General features: G+C 62.1%; 20 protein-coding genes. 6 read left to right on the forward strand and 14 right to left on the reverse strand.

The genetic code is table 11. The annotated features are described in order from the left end of the window. Positions 1 to 170 precede the first annotated feature (170 nt). On the forward strand, positions 171 to 1,472 hold the full coding sequence (locus R3F07_12930; GenBank protein ID MEZ5277279.1) for a lactate racemase domain-containing protein: 1,302 nt from the start codon (positions 171 to 173) through the stop codon (positions 1,470 to 1,472). A 54-nt stretch (positions 1,473 to 1,526) separates the two neighbouring features. Here the strand turns inward: R3F07_12930 and R3F07_12935 are convergent, their stop codons facing one another. Genes R3F07_12935 through R3F07_12945 form a run of 3 tightly spaced genes read right to left on the reverse strand, consistent with a single transcriptional unit; the run spans position 1,527 to position 4,619 of the window. After that, positions 1,527 to 3,206, reverse strand: coding sequence for a redoxin domain-containing protein (locus R3F07_12935; GenBank protein MEZ5277280.1), 1,680 nt, complete (start codon positions 3,204 to 3,206; stop codon positions 1,527 to 1,529). A gap of 19 nt (positions 3,207 to 3,225) precedes the next feature. Continuing rightward, positions 3,226 to 4,359 (reverse strand): hypothetical protein, encoded by a 1,134-nt coding sequence (locus tag R3F07_12940; protein ID MEZ5277281.1) that lies wholly within the window; start codon positions 4,357 to 4,359, stop codon positions 3,226 to 3,228. Beyond that, positions 4,350 to 4,619 carry a hypothetical protein gene (locus tag R3F07_12945; protein ID MEZ5277282.1) on the reverse strand — a complete coding sequence of 90 codons (270 nt, stop codon included), beginning with the start codon at positions 4,617 to 4,619 and terminating at the stop codon, positions 4,350 to 4,352. The genes R3F07_12940 and R3F07_12945 overlap by 10 nt, the downstream gene beginning before the upstream one ends. Before the next feature lie 122 nt (positions 4,620 to 4,741). Here R3F07_12945 and R3F07_12950 point away from each other — a divergent pair, with 122 nt between their 5' ends. Then, the gene (locus R3F07_12950; GenBank protein ID MEZ5277283.1) at positions 4,742 to 5,656 is read left to right on the forward strand and encodes a TIM barrel protein; all 915 of its coding nucleotides are present in this window, start codon (positions 4,742 to 4,744) and stop codon (positions 5,654 to 5,656) included. A gap of 34 nt (positions 5,657 to 5,690) precedes the next feature. On the opposite strand, the gene R3F07_12955 is transcribed toward R3F07_12950, so the two are convergent. From R3F07_12955 to R3F07_12965, 3 genes are read right to left on the reverse strand one after another with little or no spacing between them, the layout of a single operon-like run. After that, the gene (locus R3F07_12955; protein MEZ5277284.1) at positions 5,691 to 5,960 is read right to left on the reverse strand and encodes a YkgJ family cysteine cluster protein; all 270 of its coding nucleotides are present in this window, start codon (positions 5,958 to 5,960) and stop codon (positions 5,691 to 5,693) included. 23 nt (positions 5,961 to 5,983) lie between these two features. Continuing rightward, a complete protein-coding gene (locus R3F07_12960) occupies positions 5,984 to 6,400 on the reverse strand; it encodes a hypothetical protein (protein MEZ5277285.1) in 417 nt (138 codons plus the stop codon). Positions 6,401 to 6,453: 53 nt separating this feature from the next. Further along, a complete protein-coding gene (locus tag R3F07_12965; protein MEZ5277286.1) occupies positions 6,454 to 7,452 on the reverse strand; it encodes a zinc-binding alcohol dehydrogenase in 999 nt (332 codons plus the stop codon). Positions 7,453 to 7,625: 173 nt separating this feature from the next. Here R3F07_12965 and R3F07_12970 point away from each other — a divergent pair, with 173 nt between their 5' ends. Genes R3F07_12970 through aqpZ form a run of 4 tightly spaced genes read left to right on the forward strand, consistent with a single transcriptional unit; the run spans position 7,626 to position 10,593 of the window. Beyond that, positions 7,626 to 8,597 carry an amidohydrolase family protein gene (locus R3F07_12970; protein MEZ5277287.1) on the forward strand — a complete coding sequence of 324 codons (972 nt, stop codon included), beginning with the start codon at positions 7,626 to 7,628 and terminating at the stop codon, positions 8,595 to 8,597. Between the two features lie 55 nt (positions 8,598 to 8,652). After that, on the forward strand, positions 8,653 to 9,087 hold the full coding sequence (locus R3F07_12975) for a DUF4870 domain-containing protein (protein MEZ5277288.1): 435 nt from the start codon (positions 8,653 to 8,655) through the stop codon (positions 9,085 to 9,087). A gap of 26 nt (positions 9,088 to 9,113) precedes the next feature. Next, entirely contained in the window at positions 9,114 to 9,845 is a 732-nt protein-coding gene (locus R3F07_12980) for an ROK family protein (GenBank protein ID MEZ5277289.1), read from the forward strand. Positions 9,846 to 9,903: 58 nt separating this feature from the next. Continuing rightward, entirely contained in the window at positions 9,904 to 10,593 is a 690-nt protein-coding gene (gene aqpZ, locus R3F07_12985) for an aquaporin Z (protein MEZ5277290.1), read from the forward strand. Between the two features lie 170 nt (positions 10,594 to 10,763). On the opposite strand, the gene R3F07_12990 is transcribed toward aqpZ, so the two are convergent. The 8 genes from R3F07_12990 to R3F07_13025 all read right to left on the reverse strand — a co-directional run bounded on the left by R3F07_12990 (position 10,764) and on the right by R3F07_13025 (position 20,149). Continuing rightward, entirely contained in the window at positions 10,764 to 11,351 is a 588-nt protein-coding gene (locus R3F07_12990; GenBank protein ID MEZ5277291.1) for an AAA family ATPase, read from the reverse strand. Continuing rightward, positions 11,348 to 12,220 carry a sugar phosphate isomerase/epimerase family protein gene (locus R3F07_12995; protein MEZ5277292.1) on the reverse strand — a complete coding sequence of 291 codons (873 nt, stop codon included), beginning with the start codon at positions 12,218 to 12,220 and terminating at the stop codon, positions 11,348 to 11,350. Before R3F07_12995 ends, R3F07_12990 begins: the two co-directional genes overlap by 4 nt. A gap of 5 nt (positions 12,221 to 12,225) precedes the next feature. Continuing rightward, a complete protein-coding gene (locus R3F07_13000; protein ID MEZ5277293.1) occupies positions 12,226 to 13,002 on the reverse strand; it encodes a GNAT family N-acetyltransferase in 777 nt (258 codons plus the stop codon). Beyond that, positions 12,999 to 13,403 carry a pentapeptide repeat-containing protein gene (locus tag R3F07_13005; protein MEZ5277294.1) on the reverse strand — a complete coding sequence of 135 codons (405 nt, stop codon included), beginning with the start codon at positions 13,401 to 13,403 and terminating at the stop codon, positions 12,999 to 13,001. Before R3F07_13005 ends, R3F07_13000 begins: the two co-directional genes overlap by 4 nt. Before the next feature lie 81 nt (positions 13,404 to 13,484). After that, entirely contained in the window at positions 13,485 to 13,754 is a 270-nt protein-coding gene (locus tag R3F07_13010; protein MEZ5277295.1) for a hypothetical protein, read from the reverse strand. 345 nt (positions 13,755 to 14,099) lie between these two features. Further along, entirely contained in the window at positions 14,100 to 17,234 is a 3,135-nt protein-coding gene (locus tag R3F07_13015) for an error-prone DNA polymerase (GenBank protein ID MEZ5277296.1), read from the reverse strand. A gap of 488 nt (positions 17,235 to 17,722) precedes the next feature. After that, positions 17,723 to 19,186, reverse strand: a complete 1,464-nt coding sequence (locus R3F07_13020) for a hypothetical protein (protein ID MEZ5277297.1) — start codon at positions 19,184 to 19,186, stop codon at positions 17,723 to 17,725. A gap of 294 nt (positions 19,187 to 19,480) precedes the next feature. Then, positions 19,481 to 20,149: a hypothetical protein gene (locus R3F07_13025; protein MEZ5277298.1), complete on the reverse strand. Its 669-nt coding sequence runs from the start codon at positions 20,147 to 20,149 to the stop codon at positions 19,481 to 19,483. Between the last annotated feature and the right edge of the window lie 177 nt (positions 20,150 to 20,326).

The following is a 20,326-nucleotide window of genomic DNA, read 5'->3' on the forward strand; positions in this document are numbered from 1 at the left end:
GGTGTGGCGGGGTCGCTCCGTGGAGCTACGGCCGAGCGCGACTGTCTTGACGGACCGGGAATGGTGCGGCGGCGTCCTGTCGTGCTGTTTCAGAGATATCGGGCCGGCGCCGTTCATTCCGACAAGAAGGGAGTATTGCCATGGGCCGACTCGCGTTCAGAATCGCCGCCATGTCATCCGACTTGCCCCTCCCCGAATCCATCATCGCCCCCTCCGGAAAGGAAGTCTCCTCCAACCAGGTGGATCAGGTCATCGCCCGGTGGTTGACCGGCACCGATCTAGTCGGCAAACGGGTCCTGGTCATTGTTCCGGATGCCACCCGGACCGCTCCGATCGGCACCGTCTTCAAGAGTCTCCACCGCCAGATCGCCGGACAGGCTTCCTGTGTGCATGTGATCGTGGCCCTGGGCACCCACCCCCCCATGAGTCACGATGCCATCTGTGACCGTCTGGAGACCACCCCCGCGGATCGCGAGCGCGACTACCCCGGGGTCAGGCTCTTCAACCATGCCTGGGACCAGGATGCCGCCCTGAAAACCATCGGCACGCTTTCCAGGGATGAGGTCCACGCGCTTTCCGACGGACGGTTTTCCCTGGATGTTGAGGTCCGGGTCAACCGGATGATCGATGATTACGATGACCTGATCATCATCGGTCCGGTTTTCCCGCATGAGGTCGTGGGTTTCTCCGGGGGCAACAAGTACTTCTTTCCCGGTATCAGCGGTCCGGAGGTGCTCAACTTCTTCCATTGGCTCGGTGCGGTCGTGACCACCCCCATGGTCATCGGCAACAAGTGGACGCCGGTCCGCAAGGTGGTGGATCGGGTGGCCGCGATGATTCCCAACCGAAAGCACTGTCTCGCTCCGGTGGTCGACGGCGGTCGCTTCGCCGGCTTTTTCGCCGGAACGCCCGAGGGAGCCTGGGACAAGGCCAGTGACCTCTCGGCCGAACTCAATATCGAATACCGCGACAAACCCTTTCATACCGTGCTCTCCTGCGCCCCCAGGATGTACGATGAAATCTGGGTCGCCGCCAAATGCATGTACAAGCTGGAGCCGGTGGTGGCCGACGGGGGCGAGCTCATCATCTATGCCCCGCACCTCCATGAAGTCTCCGTCACCCACGGCGAGTGGATACGCAAGATCGGGTACCACTGTTGCGACTACATCGTGAAGCAATGGGACCGGTTCAAGGATTTTCCATGGGGTATACTTGCCCATTCCTCTCATGTCTCCGGTCTGGGCACCTATGAAAACGGGGTCGAGAAACTGAGGATCAAGGTGACCCTGGCCAGTCAAATTCCCGCAGACGAGTGCCGGAGGCTCAATCTGCACTACCGGGATCCGGACACGATCAACCCGGATGACTACGCCAACCGCGAGGACGAGGGGATCCTCCTTGTGCGCAAGGCCGGTGAACGCCTCTTCCACCTCCGGCAGAAACCGGCCTGGGCCGGCGGCACGGGTGCCTGAGCCGAGAATCAGGATTGAAAAATGGAATCAGGACGGGGGAACTGAGCCCGAAAATCATTCCGGCAGGACATAGACCTCGGCCAGGACCACCCCCTCCTCGTCGTTGTCCGCGGAAACATGCGCGGTGTAGCCACCCGGCGGCAGCGTGATGAGAATCGCCGTATCGCGGCTGTCCGCGGCCAGCGGGAACGCCGCCACCTCGGCCGCGGCATTCACGATGGCCGTCGCCTGGGTGTCCGCCCAGACTTCGTTCTCGGCCAGAAGGGTATTGTCCGGACTGGAGAAAAGACGCAGTCGCGGGTCCGTAACCGCACCCTGTACATTGAACTCGCTCAAGGTCGGACCAATCCCCCGGATCAGGACCGTGCGCGGGGCCTCCCCACGCAGAACGAATCCCATGATCATGCGGGCCGAATTCCCGACAATCCGCCCGCGGGTCGAGATATTGGTCAGCACGCCTCCCCCGCTCCCGGCGACATCATAGACCTCGACCAGCCCCAGGCCGGTCGTGTCGGCCGAGCCCCGTATTTGCGCGGTGTAGAGCCCGGTCGGCAATTCCTCGAGCAGAACGCCGTCGCGCGTTCCGCTCTCCAGGTCAAAGGCCCCCGCCACCTGCCACTCCATCCGAACCGACGCCGCGTCGGCCAGACTGCCCCAATCATCGTTGACGGCCACCTCCGCATTGCCCTGAAACAAACGCAGTACCGGGTCCGCGAGCACTCCATCCAGATTGAACCCGGCCAGCGAGGGACCGATTCCTCGAATCAGGACCCGTCCAGGCTGCGTTCCTTCGATATAGAAGCCGGCAATGAGAATCCGTCCGCCCGTGCCGACGTTGAGCCGCGTGGATACATTCGCCAGCTGTGCCGGCGCGGCCCCGGGTGCGATCAGCGATAGAAAGGCGGACTGGCTCGTCACCGATCCACCGCCGTTGCCGACCCGCACCCGGTAAATCCCCGCATCGGCCTCGGAAACGCCGCCCAGATTCAGGGTGGGTTCGGTCTTGCCCGGGAGGTCCACGCCGTCCCGCGACCATTGGTAAAGAAGGTTCTCTCCTTCGGCTGTGGCCTCAAAGACCACCGGACTGCCCGCCACGGCACCGACCGAAGCCGGCGGTGTCGTGATCCGCGGCGGTGAGTCCGGGACGACCTCGGCGGCGGCCACCGCGTTGATCGCATTGCGGAAGGTCTGGATCGGTGAATTGAGACTTCCGTAACCATTTCTTACATACACGAGCTCCCATGGCCGATGGCTGGGCGAATCCGTCAATCCGTTGATGATGGCAAAGATCGGCTGGGCGGAGCCGAATCGGTTGGCGACCACCCGGTTGAAGTCATTCCAGACCGCCCCGAGTTTGTATTGGTTGATGAAGGCCTGGGTCTGGCTCTCCTGTCCTGCCTGGAGGTTGAGCGAAACATGAACCAGTTCGACGCCATCCACATTGCCACCACGCTGCTCGAAGTAATCCACCACCTGCGGACCGATCTGAGAGGCGGCCGCCTGGCAGAAGGGGCACCAATGGGCAAACCATTCGAGGAAGATCACCTTGCCCTCCAGGCTGTAGAGGCTGACCGGAAGCCCGGTGGCCCGATCGGTCAGGGTGAAATTGCTCACGGTGTCGCCAACCCGATAGAGCTGGGCCCTGGCCGGAACCAGCGCGGCAACCAGGCCAAGCAGGGCAAACGGGAGGATCATCCGCGATGCGGGAACAGAGAGATTGGAAGCAGACTTCATGACGGGATTTCGTAAGGGTTCAGAAGGTAAAGACGCCGGAGAGCTCGAAGATATTCCAACTCCGGTCACGATAGAGGTTGCTGAAGAAAATGGTGCCCAGACCGGTCTCCTCGTAGTCGGTCCGGTAAGGGGTCCAGGCCAGGCGCCAGCTCAGGTTGCGATGGGTGCCCTTGATACCGATCCCGGCCGACCCGGTGGTCAGGCCCGGAGCGGCCGCCGAGAAGAGGAGCGCGTCTTCGATCTCGCCGTTGTCTTCATAACCGCGGACGGTCGCAAAAACCGTCCAGGTTTCGGAAAGATCGCCCTCCACCGCCAATGAACCGTAGAGAGAACGAAAATCCGGGCCTTCGGTCGCCCCTCCGATCCGACCACGGATCCGCCAGGCTGTGTTGAAGGCCAGATTCGCCGAGAACAGGGCGGACAGCCGCGGGTCCCGGCCGGTGGTTTCCGCGGCCTGCAGTTGCAGGAGAGTACGCAGTCGCGGCGTCAGAACATTCTCGAGGGTCAGACCGATGGACCGGGCCGTGAGAACACTCGGACCGGATACGAGCCCATCGAAATCAATTTCATAGCCGGGGGCGATCACGTCCCTCGCATGGGCAAGATCCAATTGGAGAAACCCGCTCGCCGGCAGGTACTCCCATCGCATGCCGGCCGAAAAACTGACACCATGGGGATCAGGCTCCCTCCAGAGGTCAAATCCCGGAATGTCGCCGAGACCGGAAAACTGCTGCCGGTAGTATTCGGCCAACCAGAGCGAGCGGTAATCGGCGTAACCGTCGTAGGCGCTTCCGGAGATCAGCCCGGTCCATGCCCCTTCAAAGGCGTGGCGGAAACTTCCCTGAACCGCGAGGGTCTGCTCATGGAGATGCGTGCTCTCCCCGTTCAGGTCGAAATCGATCGGCTCGTAGTCCACGCTCATGACATCCTGAACCAGGCGCAGGGTGAACTGGCTGGTCGTCTGACGATCGGCCAGACCGACCACGTAATGGCTGAGCTGGATGTCGGAAGAGAGAACTGCCTCCCCGGCCAGGTCCACTTCCCAACCGTAGGGAAGTCCCCAGCCCTCGGACGGCCTTTCGGCCAGGGCAGCCGGGAGGAATCCGGCCAGAGCGACCACCCAACATACTGTCCGGCGGATTTTCATCGACATGAAGTGCAACCGGCAGCCTGCCCGCCGCCATTGGAGGCCAGTCCGGGCTCAAGCTGCGTGAGGAGAGCCGACTCGGCCGCGAGAACCGGCGAATTGGAATAGAGCATTCCCGGCGAGGAGACCATCGCCTGCCGATAGACGGGCACGCCGGCGCAGCCGGACAGCATCACGCCTGTCACTACAACCAGTCCGCACGCCACCATCTGCCGCCACCAGGGCGGGCATGCATCAGAAAATAAGAAATCGTCGGAGGTAAACATCACGTATGAAGCACCATTTGAGAGTCCAAACCTGAAACTCTATTCCCGAAAAATAATTCAGTCCGGACTCCCGGCGGATTCACTCGCCTTTCGTCCCTTCGCGTTTCAGACTCCCGCCGACCATGAATCGACGTTCCTTCGTTCAGAAATCCCTCGCGGCCGGAACCCTCGCCGCGGTCGGTACCCAGGTCCTGAAGTCTGAAGATCTGCTCAAACCTTCCGGCCAATTCCGTCTCAAGTATGCACCGCACTTCGGCATGTTCGAGAACCATGCGGGCAAAGACCTGGTGGACCAGGTCCGTTTCATGGCGGACCAGGGTTTCTCCGCGATGGAGGACAACGATATGTGGAAGCGGGAGGTCGCGGATCAGGAAAAGGTGGCCCGCGAACTTGACCGGCTGGGCATGACCATGGGGGTCTTTGTCGCCTACGCCGATTTCAAGAACCCGACCTTCACTGCGGGCAAGACGGAGGACAAGGAAATGGTCCTCGGCAGGATCCGGGACTCAATCGAGGTGGCCAAGCGGGTCAATGCCAGGTGGATGACCGTCGTGCCCGGCACGTTTGATCCCGGACTCGAGTGGGGCTACCAGACCTCCAATGTGATCGACCTCCTGAAAGCCTGCGTGGAGATCTGCGAACCCGCGGGAGTCACCATGGTCCTCGAACCGCTCAACCCCTGGACCAACCATCCCGGACTTTTCCTGACCAAGATTCCGCAAGCCTATCAGATCTGTCGGGCGGTCAACAGCCCGTCCTGCAAGATACTCGACGATCTCTACCACCAGCAGGTGACCGAGGGAAACCTCATCCCTAACCTCGATCGCGCCTGGGACGAGATCGCGTATTTCCAACTCGGCGACAACCCCGGGCGAAAAGAGCCGACGACGGGCGAGATCAACTTCAAGAACATCTTTCGTCATCTGCACGCCAAGGGCTATACCGGTATCCTCGGGATGGAACACGGGAAGAGCCTCCCCGGACTGGAGGGTGAGAAGGCACTTCTCGCCGCCTACCGCGCCTGCGACAGTTTCTGAATAGACTCCGGGCAATGGCGACGATCCATCCGCCCTACTCCGGGCCGGTCTCCCGCTCCAGTCGCTCGAGGATGGCCATGGCTTCGTCCCGATTCGCGCCGCACATTTCCGGTCCCGGCCGCAGACTCTGACAGAAGGCGGGGCGTTCGGGCCGTCCGAAAAGTGCGCACCGGTAATCCGGCGTCAAATGCAGACAGCGGACCCCGGCGGGTTTGCCGTGTGGCATTCCCGGCATCGGCGTATGGATCGAGGGCGCGATGCAGCAGGCACCACAACCCGGGCGGCATTCCATCAGGTCGCTCATGGACTCGGCAGGAAGCTCGGCCGTTAGTGCCGGAAGAAATCGACCCACTCGATTTCAATCGGCTGGTTTCCCGAACCGGTCACGCCGGCGGGCAGATCGACTTCATAGCCGCCTTTGGCGCCGTCGTCGCTGCGCTCCGTCCGATAGAGTTTCTCCCCGTTGACCACAAATGATTCGAGTGCTTTCAGATTGAGCTGAAACCGGACCGCATCGGGCCAGTTCCCCTCGAGCGGCCAGATGGTGGCCCGCCCGATGCCAAACTCGCTCGAAATGATGAATACGGTTGCAGGGCCCTCGCGGACGACGTCGATCGAATCCCCCTCTTGGCGGGGACCGGTCAGCCGGCACTCGAACCGGGCATCCGTTCTCTCGCGTGAGCCGCAGCCGGTCGCCAGAATCAGGAATAATGTGCAGAAAATGCCCGGGACGATGGAGTGCATTGCCCCAATCTGCACTGAGCCGCTGAAAAGGCCAATCCTGGAAGCCGATCCATTCAAGCACGGCGCCAGTCGAAAGCCACGGTCAGCAATTCTTCCTTGGCCGCACGCAGCTCCGCATAGGTATCCGGCGCCTTTGCCACCGGTCGCAACCCAGTGATGATGTCCCGTATCCGCAACTTCCCCCGGGCCAGCAGATCCAGCACATTCCGACTGTCCCGCGGCTGCTGATCCCGAGTCAGCAGGAGGCTCAGCTCCCGCCGGAAACATTCCTGGTAGTCGAGGGTGAAATCCGCCGGGTAGCTCCCCTGCAGCAGGAGACGCCCGCCGCTCTCCGGAGAGTCGTCCCACGGCTTGACTCGGACCAACTCCATCGATTGCGGCAAAACGCGTGCCGATCCCGTCACATCAACCACAAGATCGGCGCCGTCCGGAAATACCTCCCGGAAAGTGTTCAGGAGACTACCCTCGACCAGACGGGCGTCGAGGCCGGACTGCCGGGCAAAAGCGACACGTTGCGCTGATACATCGGCGACTACCACGTGTGCCCCGGTCATGGCGTGGAGACGGGCGGAGAGTTGGCCGAGAGGACCCAGGCCGACCACCGCAACCTTTTCATTCGGTCCCGGTCGACTGACCCGAAGTCCGTGATAGGCGATCGCGGCCAGTTTCACCATGGATGCGTCCAACAGGTCGACGCCACCGGGCACCGGGAGAACGGCGGACTCCCTGACCACTGCGTGGCTGATGTGACCGCCCCAGCAGCGTCCACGGTCACTGATGCGCTCCGTGCCATTGCAGCAGACCCGGGTGCCCACCGCAAGCGTCACTCCGGCACCCGTCTCGACGATCACGCCCGAAAGCTGGTAGCCGGGAACAAAGGGGAAAGGCCCTGAACCGGCCTGTTGCCCGGCCAGGCTGCGAAGCTCCGTTCCCGGGCTGATACAGCTGAAATGGGTCTCCACGATAACCTCGCCCACTCCGGGCGCGGGGATGACGGCCTGACCGACCTCGATTTGATCCACTCCCGCAAATAGGACCGCCTGTGTTTTCATCCTGCAGTTGATTGCGGAAAAGTGGGAAAATGACCAGACTCTGGCATGGTCTGATTTAGACCGCCACGCCGGCAGGCACCGGCCGGATCTTGTCTCCCTTCGATTTGCGGCGACAGCGACGAACCATGGATTGACCTTACCTGCGGAACAAATCCAGTATGGGAATACGGCGGATGATTATCGATTGCCACAACCACCTCGGGGCCGATGACGAGCTTTTCCGCTCCGGCGCCCTCCCCTATGGCCAGGATCTGCTGACCATGACCTCGATCGGTCGAGCGGGTGGTGTCACCAATTGGATCGTTTTCCCCTTCGTCCACTACCGGGGACAGCCCGGAACCCTGCTGCCCCCTCCGCCCGGGGAACTTGCGGCCCCCTTTGCCTGGGAAAACCTCCGGCTGGCCGGCGAACTCCGTCATCAACTGCCTGAGCAGGGAAGAGACTGCCTGCAGTTTGCCATGCTCGATCCCGCCCGGAATACCGATCTTCAGATCGCCGCCCTCCGTCGTCTTCGCGACCAGTATCCCATCGCCGGACTGAAAATCCAGGCAACCGTCATCAAGTCGCCGATCGGGGCTTTGCATGATGTCGGTTCCTGCTTCGTCGATCTCGCCGCCGAATGGGACATCCCGTTCATCATTCATACCAGCGTGATCGACAACGACCCCTGGTCCCAGGCCGATGAAATCGCCGGGATCGCCGAATCGCGACCGGATGTTCGCTTCTGCCTCGCCCACTCCTGTCGCTTTGACCGATCGGTCCTGGATCGGATCGCCGGATTGGCCAACGCCTGGTTTGACTGTTCGGCGCACCTCATTCACTGCCAGAGTGTGGTCCGGGAGTTGCCGATCGTCGCACCACCCGGGCGTCGCTTCAAGAGTGATTACCGCGATCCGGTCCGGGTCCTGGCGGATCTCGCCGCGGCCTATCCGGGCAAGCTCATCTGGGGGAGTGATTCGCCCGCTTATCTCTGGATTGAACCGGCCGGCAGCGCCCTTCCCAGCCTGATCGCGACTTATCAGGAGGAAACGGCCTGCCTGCGCGCTCTTCCCGAGGCTGTCATCCGGGAGATCGCCGCGAAAAACACCATGAACTGGCTTGGAACGGCAGAGGGCTCTTTCCCAACCACCGGTTCCGTTAGCTAATTGATTGAAATACCCCAAGACCTGCCTCACTCTGGATCCTGAACCCAGTCGAAACATGGAAAACAACAATCCCGAAAATCAACCGACCGGCTCCACCCCGCCCCCGGCCGCTCCCACCCCCACCATCACCACAGGCCCCTCCACCGAGACTTCCAAGGAGGCACGCAATTTCGGCATGCTCTGTCATATCACCGCGCTGGCAGGCGTGCTTGTTGCCGGGTTCGGAAGCTGGATCGGCCCTCTCGTCATCTGGCTCCTGAAAAAGGATGAATACGCTTTTGTGGACGACCAGGGCAAGGAAGCGCTCAACTTCCAAATCACCTGCCTGATCGGCTATGTTGTCGGCTTTGTTCTCATGCTCGTAGTCATCGGCATCGCCGTCATCTTCGTTGTCAGCCTGTATTGGCTCATTTTCACGATCATCGCGGCAGTCAAAGCGAGCGAGGGCGTGGCCTATCGCTATCCCTTCTGCATTCGATTCCTCAAGTAGGGAGCATACCGGCGGCACCGACCAGCATGCAGGTACTGGGTATCGATATCGGCGGCTCGGGGTTGAAGGGTGCTCCGGTCGATCTTGAAAAGGGGAGACTGTTGACCGAGCGTGTCCGCATCGCTACGCCGCAACCGGCCAAACCGGCGGCCGTCGCCAAGGTCTTTGCCGAACTCGTGGCCGCATTCGATTGGAAGGGGCCCATCGGCGTCGGTTTCCCGGGAATCATGCGGCAGAATACCGCCTGCAGCGCAGCCAACCTCCACACAACCTGGATCGGCCGGGACCTCGGCGAGCTCTTCGGACGCAAGTGCCGCTGCCCCGTCGGAGTCATCAACGATGCCGATGCCGCCGGACTCGCCGAGATCACCTACGGTGCCGGGAAAGGCCGCAAGGGGTCGATCGTTCTCCTGACCCTGGGCACCGGCATCGGCTCCGCCCTCTTCATCGACGGCAGGTTGTATCCGAATTCCGAATTCGGCCATCTCATTTTCAAGGACACCATTGCCGAGAAATTCGCGGCGTCGAGCGTGCGCAAGGCCGAAAAGCTGAGCTGGGAGGAGTGGGGCTCCCGGCTCAATGAATACCTCGTCCATCTCCACCGGGTCATCTTCCCGGATCTCATCATTCTCGGCGGCGGAGTCAGCGCCAAATTCGCGCGCTACAAGAAACAGATCAACTGCGGCGCGGAAGTCGTGCCCGCCCGGTTGAAGAACAATGCCGGCATCATCGGTGCCGCCCTTGCCGCCCCCCGCTGAAGACCTCTCCCCTGAAAACGGGTCGTTCAACAACCCCAAAATACACTAACTGAAATACATGAAAAAATACGGTGCAGAGTTTGTCGGAACATTCTGGCTGGTCCTCGGCGGTTGCGGAAGCGCCGTCCTGGCCGCTGCCTTTCCCGGGGTCGGCATCGGCTTGCTGGGCGTCTCCCTCGCCTTCGGCCTGACAGTCCTGACCATGGCCTACGCCATCGGCCATATCTCGGGTTGTCACCTCAATCCGGCTGTCTCGATCGGCCTCTGGGCCGGAGGCCGCTTTCCGGCCAAGGAACTCGCCCCCTATATCATTGCCCAGGTTCTCGGCGGCATCCTCGCCGGTGGGGTTCTTTACCTGATCGCCAGTGGCAAGGAAGGATTTGAACTCGCCGGGGGCTTTGCTTCAAACGGCTACGGAGCACACTCTCCCGGTGGCTACTCGATGGTCGCCGCGCTCGTCTGCGAGGTTGTCATGACCATGATGTTCCTCCTCATCATCCTCGGGGCCACCGATTCCCGCGCCCCGGCTGGATTCGCCCCCCTCGCCATCGGCCTTGGACTGACCCTGATCCATCTGATCAGCATCCCGGTCACCAACACCTCGGTCAACCCGGCCCGCAGCACGGGTGTTGCCCTCTTCGTCGGCGATTGGGCGACCGCTCAACTCTGGCTCTTCTGGGTCGCCCCGATCATCGGTGCCGTCTTGGGCGCCGTGGTCTATCGCCTGATCGGAAGTTCCAAGGACTGATCGCTTTTCCCCTCGTGTCCTCCAAAGGCGGTGGCGCTTCGGCGTCACCGCCTTACTTTTTGCCGAAACCAACCCAGAGCCGGTTCGACCTGACTACGTGGGTCGGACTGATCATCCTTCGTCCTTCCAGTATTCCTCTACTCCGATCCAACCCCACCGGATTCCCGCCCTCAAGCTTCAAGCTGCCCGTCGTCCGGAATCCCGGGGTCGACCGGATGAGCCGGTTCATCAAGTTCGAGACCCAGGCGCTCAATGACGACCTGCACGGTATGCTCGACCGTCCAGTCGCCCGTATCCAGAACGATCCAGCCGTCCTTGGGCAATGGCTCGAGATAATCATAGATTTCCGGAATCCCGTTGATCAAGACCGCATCCCACGGTCCGCCCCGTTGCCTGATCCGTTCGACCATGGTCGTTCGGTCGGGCATCAGCATGACCCCTCGCCCGCCTCCATTATTCAACATCGGAGCGTAATGATCCGCAAACATATGGGGAACGCAGACATCGTCGATGATGACGTGTACACCCTGAGCCGCGTAGACCCCGGCCATGTGAATGGCGACGGAACGGGCCATTTGAAACTGCCGGATCCCTTCATCCGTTATGCCCTGATCAGGGGTGGCCAGGCCGGTAACCATCATCTCGCGCAGATCATCAACGGAAATCAGCAGGCACCGAGGCAGCCGTTTCGCCACGAGCTTGCTGATGGTGCTCTTGCCCGAGCCGGGCGCACCTGTAATCAAAGTGATGGATTTCATGATTCGCTTCGGACGCCCGCTGCCGCAAATAGAGCCTTCATGATGCTGCCAACCTCTGCCAGCACCGCTTGCGGCGGCAATCCCGCAAATCGGGCCCGGTGCGGATTGAAGGGTTCCGCGATGACGGGTCCGTCATAACCAAGGCGGTCCAGCACGCGCAAGACCGCCGTCGCATCGATCAATCCTGTCTCCAGCGGCATCCGGCGCTCGAGGTCCTGCTGCTCATCCCTTGTTCTTCCGGCCGTGGCGTCGTTGACGTGGACATTCACGACAGGACGTCCCGCCATCGCCGATTCCAGATCTCTCAGTGTTCCCCCGGATGTGTACCAGTGAAAGCAATCGAGAACCAGGCCCAGGTCACGATCCACCGCATCGATCAGCGAAAGCGCTTCTTCAAGGCTCCGGATGAAGGGATAACGAAACGTATCCCGGAGTGTTTTCGGACCGATGAACTCGATCCCCAGGCGAATTCCACGGTCGTTGAGGATCGAAGCCAAATCCCGCAGGCGGACGATATGCCATGCGAGATTCCTGTCGTAGTCCCGGTCGTCACTGCCGGGCCAGACGTGATTGTAGGTCCTGGAACACCCTGCTGCCTCGACAACCGGCAAAACCTCCCGCAGGCGGATCATGCCCGCCCGAAATGAATCATCGTCGACCCGAAGGAAATCACAGGGCAGCGGAAACAGCCCCCACTTCATGCCGGCATCGGCAGCACGACGGGAAAGCTCTCGAGCCTCGTGGACGGACCCGACCGCATGAACCGGAAAATCGATCCCTTCGAACCCGCAGGCAAGTGCCGACGAAAGGAGGAGGTCGGGGTCCATCTTCCCAAGAGCCACCGCATCAGGGTTCAGGCTGATAAACATGCCTCTCAGGCACCTTTCCTGTCGACCAGCCGGCGCATCACGGTGTCCCGTTCCCGCACCTCGATGGTTTCGAATCCGCGGGCGTTGAACATCGACCGCGGGCCGCGGAAATGGCTTGCATCGTCTCCTTCGGGTTTGTTGTGGGGATACCCCTCGATCCACAGCGCACCACGATTGGAAGCGTCCGCAATCACGTGATCCAGCAAGGCCGCGGCGACCCCATGCCGGCGAAACGGAGGAGCAACAACAAAGCACGACACACAGATCACGGTCGCTGGATCGGGTCCGTCGGGATCAACCAGACGGTAGAGTCCACAAACCGAGCGCATCGAGGCATTGACCCAACCGGCCGGATGACCATCGGCGTAGGCGAGATAGCCAAAGGTTGAACCATTCCGGATCCGCTCGACCATGGACGCTCGTTTCGCCCGCCATGGAAGTTCGGGCTGCTCGGGCGTCGATGGTACATGCGGTTCCAGGCAATAACACGAAGCCCAGTCCGGGTTGCCCGCGAAACCTTCGTGGTCGAAAAAACGGAGCCAGTCGTCGACTTGGTTCTCGGTCACCCGGCGCACTGTGACCTCGCCGATCTCGGGCAGCCGTTCCGTGGACCCGGTGAGTCGCTCGTTTGCCTCGGCATAGTTGCGGGCGTAGTTGCGGATCGCCTCTTCCGGATACGACCACTTATGATTCGCGCGACCGTGCGCCGCGAACGCATCGACGACCGTGTCGACGTCATCCCCCTCGACCACCGCACCACAGGCAAAACATCTGGCATTCATGGATTCCGCGCCTTCCGCTGGCTCTCGTAGGCGGCAATGAGATCACTGACGAGAACCCCATCGATGGTCATTCCGGCAACATCGCATTCAACGATCTTCACGTTGGTCAGGTCCACTCCTCGGAAGATGCTGTCACAGAGCATCATCTCTTCAAAGGTAACGGGCCTCTGCCGCTCCTGCTTCCCGTCCTCGTCAGGCGGTGGCCCGATGTGCTTGAACTTGGCCCCGCCCAACTGCGCCGCTGAGACGGTGATATCACTCATATTGATATCGTGCAGCGTCGCGCCGGAGAGATTCACATTTTCAAACTCCGCTTCGACCAGACAGACATCCTCAAAACGTGAGCCGGTCAGGTCGGCGTTCAATGCGTACTGTTTTCCACAGGTGATCGTTGGTTCCATGGTAAGGTTCTTTCTCTGATGAAGGTTTGCGGGCAGATTCGAAGGGCTACGCCTCGGGTGGCAACAGGCCCGGGTGGCGGGTCAGGTCTTGTCGTCACCATCTTCCGTGCCACCCCAGCGCCATTTCGGCGCCACCCCTTTCCGCGAACAGACGGCCACCAGGAGCGCGGTGGAAATCGCCATGCATCCCAGGAAGACTCCGGGCCGCGTTCGCGCAAAAGCCCCGCCGGCTGCCAGGATCACGGCAAAGTAGAGGACAAAAACCACCCAACCCTGCCAGCGAACGGGGAACCCCCAGCCGTAGCCATACCTCTTCGCCGGAAACCACGCTTCGTCTTCTGGGAGGCTCATTTTCTTCGGGGTCTGATTTGCGAATCCAACAGGCAGAACTGCGGATCGGCCGCAAGGTCCGCCAGGCGCTTCCATTTGCCCAAGCACACTGTGGGTCCGGTGTGGACGCTTGGCAACGCCAGACAGGCGCCTCGCCCAAGATTCAACCCCGGAAAGATCATGAGACTCTCCATCGCAGCGGAACCGGCGCCGGCCATTGAAACCCGCGTTGCGGCAACATCGCTCTCGCAAATCACTTCGTGATGCGCTGGCGCTGGCCATTGAAACCCGCGTTGCGGCAACATCGCTCTCGCAAATCACTTCGTGATGTGCTGGCGCTGGCCATTGAAACCCGCGTTGCGGGTTTCAATGGAAGTCATGGGAGGCTTCCGGGGGAAGTTCGAAACTGAGGAGGGGCTCGATCTTCTCCGCCATGATATGGATGACCCCGTCGTGGATCTGCAGGCGCCCGGTGATACTGAGGAAGGGTTCCTGCACAATGATGAGGCGCTCCTTCTCGAACTTGTCCGGCTTGACGATCGCATTGGAGATGCCGGTCTCGTCCTCCAGGCTGACAAAAACAAACCCCTTTGCTGTACCCGGCCGCTGACGACAGATGACCGCGCCGGCCACGGTCACCCGGGATCCGTTGGGCCCATCCACCAGGGATGCGGCCGTCCGGACATGAGGAATGCGTGGCCGCATCGTCTTCATGGGATGCGCACCGGTGGTCAGGGACATTCCCCGGTAGTCGGCCCGCAGACGCTCCAGGTGGGTCATCATCTCCAGGGGGGAAAGTTCGGCGGAACCGGCGACGTAACCGGCCCGGCCCGACTCTTCCGCCACCATCATGGCCGGGGTGAGCAGGTCGTCCGCATTCAGATCGGTTTCGACCGCCCAGAGGGCCGCCCGCCGGTGCCGGCTCAACGCATTGAGTGCCCCCACCGAAGCAAGGGCCCGTCGCTCATGTCGACTGAAACCGGTGCGAAGCAGGAAGTCGTGAGTCGATTTGAACGGTTGCCGCCGACGGGCTTCGAGCATCGCCCGCCCGGAAGCCTCGTGCACACCCTCCACCACGCAGAGTCCAAGCCGGATGGTGGAGTCATCCACCACCGTGCACTCCCAGTTCGAAAGGGTCACGTCAACCGGAAGGGTGCGCACCCCGTGGCGGCGGGCATCCTGGACCAGGGTGGCCGGGGAGTAGAACCCCATCGGTTGATTGTTGATCAGGGCGGCATAGAACTCCGCCGGCCGATGGGCCTTCAGGTAGGCACTGCCATAGGCCAGCAGGGCGAAACTGATGGCGTGCGATTCGGGAAAACCGTAGAGGGCAAAGGAACTGATCGCCGCCGTGATCTCCTCGATCGCCTTGGGCTGGACACCGTTCTTCTCCAGAGCATTGCGCAACTTCACCTTCACCTTGTCCATCCGCTCCTGCGAGCGGTGGAAACTCAGGGCCCGCCGCAACTCCTCCGCCTCCGATCCCGAGAAGTTCGCCATCACCATGGCGATCTTCAGCATCTGCTCCTGAAATAGAGGCACCCCCAGGGTCCGCTCAAGAATCGGCTCCAGCCTCGGATCGATATAATGGACCGGTTGCCGACCGGCCCTTCGCTCCAGGTAGGGGTTGACCATCTTGCCCTGGATCGGCCCCGGCCGGATGATGGCCACCTCGATGACGAGATCGTAGAATGTCTCGGGCTTCATCCGCGGCAGCGTGGCCATCTGGGCCCGGCTCTCCACCTGGAAGACCCCGATGGTGTCGGCTTCCTGGAGCATCTTGAAGGTGGCCGGATCATCTTTCGGAATATGCGCCAGGTCCACCGGGTGCCCCCGGTCGCGGGTGACCTCGATCGCGTCCTGCAGAACGGCCATCATGCCCAGTCCGAGGAGGTCGACCTTGACCATGCCCATGTCCTCGCAATCGTCCTTGTCCCATTGGGCCACGCTGCGATCGGGCATGGCGGCGTTCTCCAGGGGGACCACCGTATCCAGTCGCCCCTGACAGATGATCATGCCGCCGGAATGCTGGCCCAGATGCCGGGGCAGCCCGTAAATCGACTGGTAGAGCCGGACGAGGGCGGCAGCCCGTGGGTGGGTCCCGGCGATGCCGGACTGGCGCAGCTGTTCCTGCAATTCCAGGGTGTGGGGGAAGTCACCATGCGCATAGAGCTTGGAAAAGCGGTCCATCGCTTCCTCCGGCAGGTTGAGCACTTTGCCGACTTCCCGGACCGTGCTGCGCCCCCGATAGGTGATGACATTGGCCGTCATGGCCGCCCCCCGCCGGGTGTAGCGCCGATAAACCTCCTGGATGACCTGCTCCCGCCGGTCCCCGCTCGGCAGATCAAGATCGATATCCGGCCACCCCTTGCGCCCCTCGGAGAGGAAACGCTCGAAAAGCAAGCGCCCCCCGATCGGATCAACCGCCGTGATGCCGAGGCTGTAACAGACCGCGCTGTTGGCCGCACTGCCCCTGCCCTGCACCATGATCCCGCGCTCCCGGCAGAAATTGACGATGTCCCAGACGATGAGGAAATAGCCGCTGAACCCCAGTTTCGTGATCAGGGCCATCTCATGCCGGAGCTGCCGGCGGATCGGCGGGGTCAGGCCGCCATAACGCTGCTCCGCCCCGAACCAGGTGAGCTTGGTCAGGAAACTGTCCATCGACTCCCCGTCCGGGACCGGATAATCGGGAAAGGCGTAGCCGAGATTCTCCAGTGTGTAGTCGAGACGCCCGGCCAGGCGCTCCGTGTTGAGAATCGCCTCCGGGAGATCACGAAAGAGCGCCGTCATCTGCGTGCTGTTCTTGATCTGACGATCGCTGTTCGCCTCGAGCAGGCGGCCGGCCAGGTCCAGGTTTGTTTTCTGGTGCAGGCAGGTGAAGACATCGAGGACCTCCCGGCGATCGGCCGTGGCATAGGCCGGGCCATTAGTCGCGAGCAGGGGCAGGCTCAGACTACCGGCCAGGTCGACCAGGAACCGATTGCGGGCTGTCTCGCCACGCCGGTGGTGCCGCTGCACCTCGACGTAGACATGGTCCGCCCCGAAGGCCCGGGTCAGCCTCCCGATCCGCTCGGCCGCCGCCCTGCCGCCCTCCTCACGCCAGGCCCGGATCACCGGCCCTTCCTCATCGCCGGTCAGGGCGATGACCCCTCCGGCCACTTCGGACAATTCATCCCAGCAGATGCGTCCCTCACCCTTGGGGGCCCGCAGGCGACTCGTGGTGAGCAGGCGGCAGATCTTCCGGTAGCCCTCCGCCGAAGCCACCAGGAGCGGAACCACGCTTCCGTCCTCCAGGGTGAGCTCGCAACCCACGAACGGCCGGATGCCCTCCTCGAGGCAGCGCTGATGGAAGCGCACACTCCCGTAGAAGCCGTTCCGATCGCATAACGCCACGCCGGCCAGACCCACCGCAGCGGCCCTCGCCGCCATGTCCTCCGGACGGGATGCCCCCCGCAGGAAACTGAAGGCACTGCGGGCATGGAGTTCGATGTAGGACATGGAAGTTGCTTCGCAACGGAGATGGAAGAAAGGCGGGTGGAAAACAAAACGTAGTATACTACGTAGCAAAAAACAAAACAAACGGGTGCATGCTACGTTTGGCGCTTAGTTAGCGAAAGAGTCGGATCAGCCAACGAGGTGTTGACTGCTCTTCGACGGCGGGTCCGGAGGCCCTCGCCCTACCAACTGAAATCAGAGCATCCGTGGTAGGGCTGGACGTCCCCGGCCAGCCGCAACGGTTGTCCGAGACAAAACAACGACAAGCACCCTTAACTAAGCGCCATTCGTGCATGCTACGTTTGGTTTGGTGCGGCAACCGCGCTCTGCCGCGGTTCCGTTGATTCAGGATTCTTCCCGACAACATCCCCTGTGCCGGGACAGGTCGGGAACGCCGACAGAGCGGTGCGGCTGCAGTTTTCCCAATGCCCTCCGCCCTCTTCTTCTCCATCTCACATCTGCCATCTCCCATGGATGAAATGGTTTCCGTTTCATCCATACACTCCCTCCAGAAACCAGCGGCCGCCGGCCTCCCGGGCGAGCCGGTAGACGCCGCCCGCGACCAGTTCCACGTCCCATTCCTCGCAGGCCCATTGCCGGGAAGCCTCCCACCAGTCACCCGACAACCGCCAGGGCCCCCGACACTCCCGAATCCGACCATGCACCTCCGGGCTGAAGAGTGCATCCGGAACGCCATCACACAAATCCACCTCGGCAGGTCGGGCCGGCCGGTAGCGCCGCAGGGGCAGGCCGAGCGGGGGCAGTGGCGAGAATTCCCCGGTCTCCTCGCCCACCACCGTGGCCAGCGGCTCCAGGCGAAAGGCATCGGGCCGGTGGGTATCCTCGATCCGGGGAGTCCCCACCCGGTCCGGACCGGTCACCGCCATGACCCGGGCCAGGGTTTCGGCAAATTGGTGAGAATCTCGCAGGTCCGCCTCGAACAATCCCTGCTGGCGCGCCCGCGGATGCCCCGGCCGGATCCTCAGATGGACGGCGGTGATCGGATGTTCCGTCCGCACCTGGTCCAGATGGGTGTGGAGCATCCGGAAAAGAATCTCCGCCTTGCGGGTCGGCTCCGGCAGGCGAAACCAGCGCCGGTAAATCGAGTCATCAACCAGTTTGAGGTAGAGCCCGAGGGATTCGGCCACCAGTCCGGAGGCCTCCAGCCTCAGAACCAGGGTATCGATGAACCGCCGGAGGAGAAAGACGAGCGGTTCGAGCGTCTCCAGTTCATGCTCCAGCTCCAACGTCTCCTCAAAGGTCTCGGGCAGCGTCACCAGCCGGAGAACTCTCTCCCGGCGGCCGGAAGCCCGGTCCCAGAGATCCAGGCCGGCTTCACCCAGGCGTTGGCCGATCTCGGGGCGCGGCAGGGCAGTCAAGGCCCCCAGGGTACGAATCCCCCACTGATCAAGGACTCCGGCCAGACCGGGAGGCGGTTCAATCATGGCGAGCGGGATCCGCTCGAGGAAGGGGTCCCCCGGATCAACCCGAAGAACCGGACAGGCGCAACGCGCCGCAAATCCGGCCCGGTCCGGGGTATCGGATATACCCACGCGGAGCGCCAACCCCATCATCTCCAATCGATGAACCAACCGGCCCGCCCGGGCCTCCAGCCGGGTCAGATCAACCCCGTCCAGGCCGATCGTACAGAGCCCCTCACCGGTCGCCTCGACCCGGGGGGAAAGGGTGAAGGCGGCATCGAGCAGAACCCGGGCGGTCGCCGCCTCGGCCGGAGGTGAGCGGTAGTGGAGATCGAGACTCCCGCAACGGGCCAGCCCCTGGGTGGCGGTCAGGCCGGGCTCGACCCGGAAAGCCCTGGCCGCAGCTGAAACCTGGAGGATCGGCGCCTTGCGCGATTCATCGGCCAACAGCGCCACCGGACGCCCGACCAGCGCCGGCCGGGCCCGCAGGAACGCCTGCAGGGCAAAATCAGGAATCAATAGAACGGCAAACATGTGAGTTGCTTCGCAACGGAGATGGAAGATCGGGAAAAGAAGAGTCAGGAGTGATGCACGGGATGAAACAGTTTCGCTTGATGCATGAATTCATTTTCAGAAGCCCGATCTCTGCACCTCTGTGCGAGAACCCAAATCTCACTCCATTGGTTGACCAGGCTTTCGGATTCATTCATCGCGCAGTGACGCAGAGGCGCGGAGAAGAAAAAAGGGAATGAAGATTCATGAGTGGTGAACTGAAGGAAGTGGCTGTCGGTTACGGTTGATTCCAAAATTTACTTCGGCTTTCTGACTTCAGCCCGCCGCTTCCGCGGGCTGTGCGGCTTGCCGCCGCAGATTCAGTTCCGGGGCCAGGATGGTCAGCAGGTCCCGGCGGGGATGGTCGAGGGCGGCCAGTGAAAGGGGATGATCGAGCTGCAGACGGATCCGGGCGCTGGAAACCAGGGCATGCGGGGTCATCACCACCAGAGCCATCTCCGTCGTCTCCACCACCCGCTGGAAACGAAACCAGACCGTGGACTGGATGCGCCGCAATTCCCGATCCGGAGCATCCCGCAGGTCGATGACAAGAGCCGCCATATTATTGTCCCGGGCCAGCAGATCGGCCGCCCGGAGGGCCGGAGTCACTCCACCGCTGCGCACCCAGAGCAGATGCCTGAGGAGATCCGGCTCGGTCGATTGGGGATCAAAACCATCCATCGCATCCACCAGCGCCAGGAAGCGATGCTTCTTGCGGACGGCCCCCAGGAGGGCGGTCAGCATCAGCTGCCCCCCGGCCCCGGCCCGCGCCTCCACCACTTCGGAAACAGCCCCCCGGGGCAGTCCGCCCCCCAGCGGACCATCAATCCCCGGAATCCCGGTGGCCAGCCCTGCCACAACCGCCGGCTCCCAACGGGGAAAGCGTTGCTGGAGCAGCTCGCGCAGCTGCCCGACCGTCGCTTTCCCTGTTTCTTTTCGAAGCATCCATTGAATATAGTGAACATCTGTTCACATTGTCAAACCCTGGTGGAAAAGATCGCCCGCTCAGGCGTGTAAAATTCAATGCTTGCACTCCCATCGGGACCTGTGCTTAGTGGGCCTCGCAAATTCAGAGCCCATGGGGGTATTGGTAGATTGCTAGTTGTGGTCAGAGGCGGAGAA

The sequence above is a fragment of the Opitutaceae bacterium genome, from assembly GCA_041395105.1.
Lineage (GTDB): Bacteria > Verrucomicrobiota > Verrucomicrobiia > Opitutales > Opitutaceae > B12-G4.

Bases quoted from the DNA above. Each gene is read 5' to 3' on its own strand.
- R3F07_12975 (MEZ5277288.1), top strand. From the start codon at position 8,653: ATGGAAAACAACAATCCCGAAAATCAACCGACCGGCTCCACCCCGCCC.
- R3F07_12950 (MEZ5277283.1), top strand. From the start codon at position 4,742: ATGAATCGACGTTCCTTCGTTCAGAAATCCCTCGCGGCCGGAACCCTC.
- R3F07_12980 (MEZ5277289.1), top strand. From the start codon at position 9,114: ATGCAGGTACTGGGTATCGATATCGGCGGCTCGGGGTTGAAGGGTGCT.
- aqpZ (MEZ5277290.1), top strand. From the start codon at position 9,904: ATGAAAAAATACGGTGCAGAGTTTGTCGGAACATTCTGGCTGGTCCTC.
- R3F07_12970 (MEZ5277287.1), top strand. From the start codon at position 7,626: ATGATTATCGATTGCCACAACCACCTCGGGGCCGATGACGAGCTTTTC.
- R3F07_12940 (MEZ5277281.1), bottom strand. From the start codon at position 4,359: ATGTCGATGAAAATCCGCCGGACAGTATGTTGGGTGGTCGCTCTGGCC.
- R3F07_12930 (MEZ5277279.1), top strand. From the start codon at position 171: ATGTCATCCGACTTGCCCCTCCCCGAATCCATCATCGCCCCCTCCGGA.
- R3F07_12990 (MEZ5277291.1), bottom strand. From the start codon at position 11,351: ATGAAATCCATCACTTTGATTACAGGTGCGCCCGGCTCGGGCAAGAGC.
- R3F07_12965 (MEZ5277286.1), bottom strand. From the start codon at position 7,452: ATGAAAACACAGGCGGTCCTATTTGCGGGAGTGGATCAAATCGAGGTC.
- R3F07_13005 (MEZ5277294.1), bottom strand. From the start codon at position 13,403: ATGGAACCAACGATCACCTGTGGAAAACAGTACGCATTGAACGCCGAC.
- R3F07_13015 (MEZ5277296.1), bottom strand. From the start codon at position 17,234: ATGTCCTACATCGAACTCCATGCCCGCAGTGCCTTCAGTTTCCTGCGG.
- R3F07_13020 (MEZ5277297.1), bottom strand. From the start codon at position 19,186: ATGTTTGCCGTTCTATTGATTCCTGATTTTGCCCTGCAGGCGTTCCTG.
- R3F07_13010 (MEZ5277295.1), bottom strand. From the start codon at position 13,754: ATGAGCCTCCCAGAAGACGAAGCGTGGTTTCCGGCGAAGAGGTATGGC.
- R3F07_12995 (MEZ5277292.1), bottom strand. From the start codon at position 12,220: ATGTTTATCAGCCTGAACCCTGATGCGGTGGCTCTTGGGAAGATGGAC.
- R3F07_13000 (MEZ5277293.1), bottom strand. From the start codon at position 13,002: ATGAATGCCAGATGTTTTGCCTGTGGTGCGGTGGTCGAGGGGGATGAC.
- R3F07_12960 (MEZ5277285.1), bottom strand. From the start codon at position 6,400: ATGCACTCCATCGTCCCGGGCATTTTCTGCACATTATTCCTGATTCTG.
- R3F07_12935 (MEZ5277280.1), bottom strand. From the start codon at position 3,206: ATGAAGTCTGCTTCCAATCTCTCTGTTCCCGCATCGCGGATGATCCTC.
- R3F07_12955 (MEZ5277284.1), bottom strand. From the start codon at position 5,960: ATGAGCGACCTGATGGAATGCCGCCCGGGTTGTGGTGCCTGCTGCATC.
- R3F07_12945 (MEZ5277282.1), bottom strand. From the start codon at position 4,619: ATGTTTACCTCCGACGATTTCTTATTTTCTGATGCATGCCCGCCCTGG.
- R3F07_13025 (MEZ5277298.1), bottom strand. From the start codon at position 20,149: ATGCTTCGAAAAGAAACAGGGAAAGCGACGGTCGGGCAGCTGCGCGAG.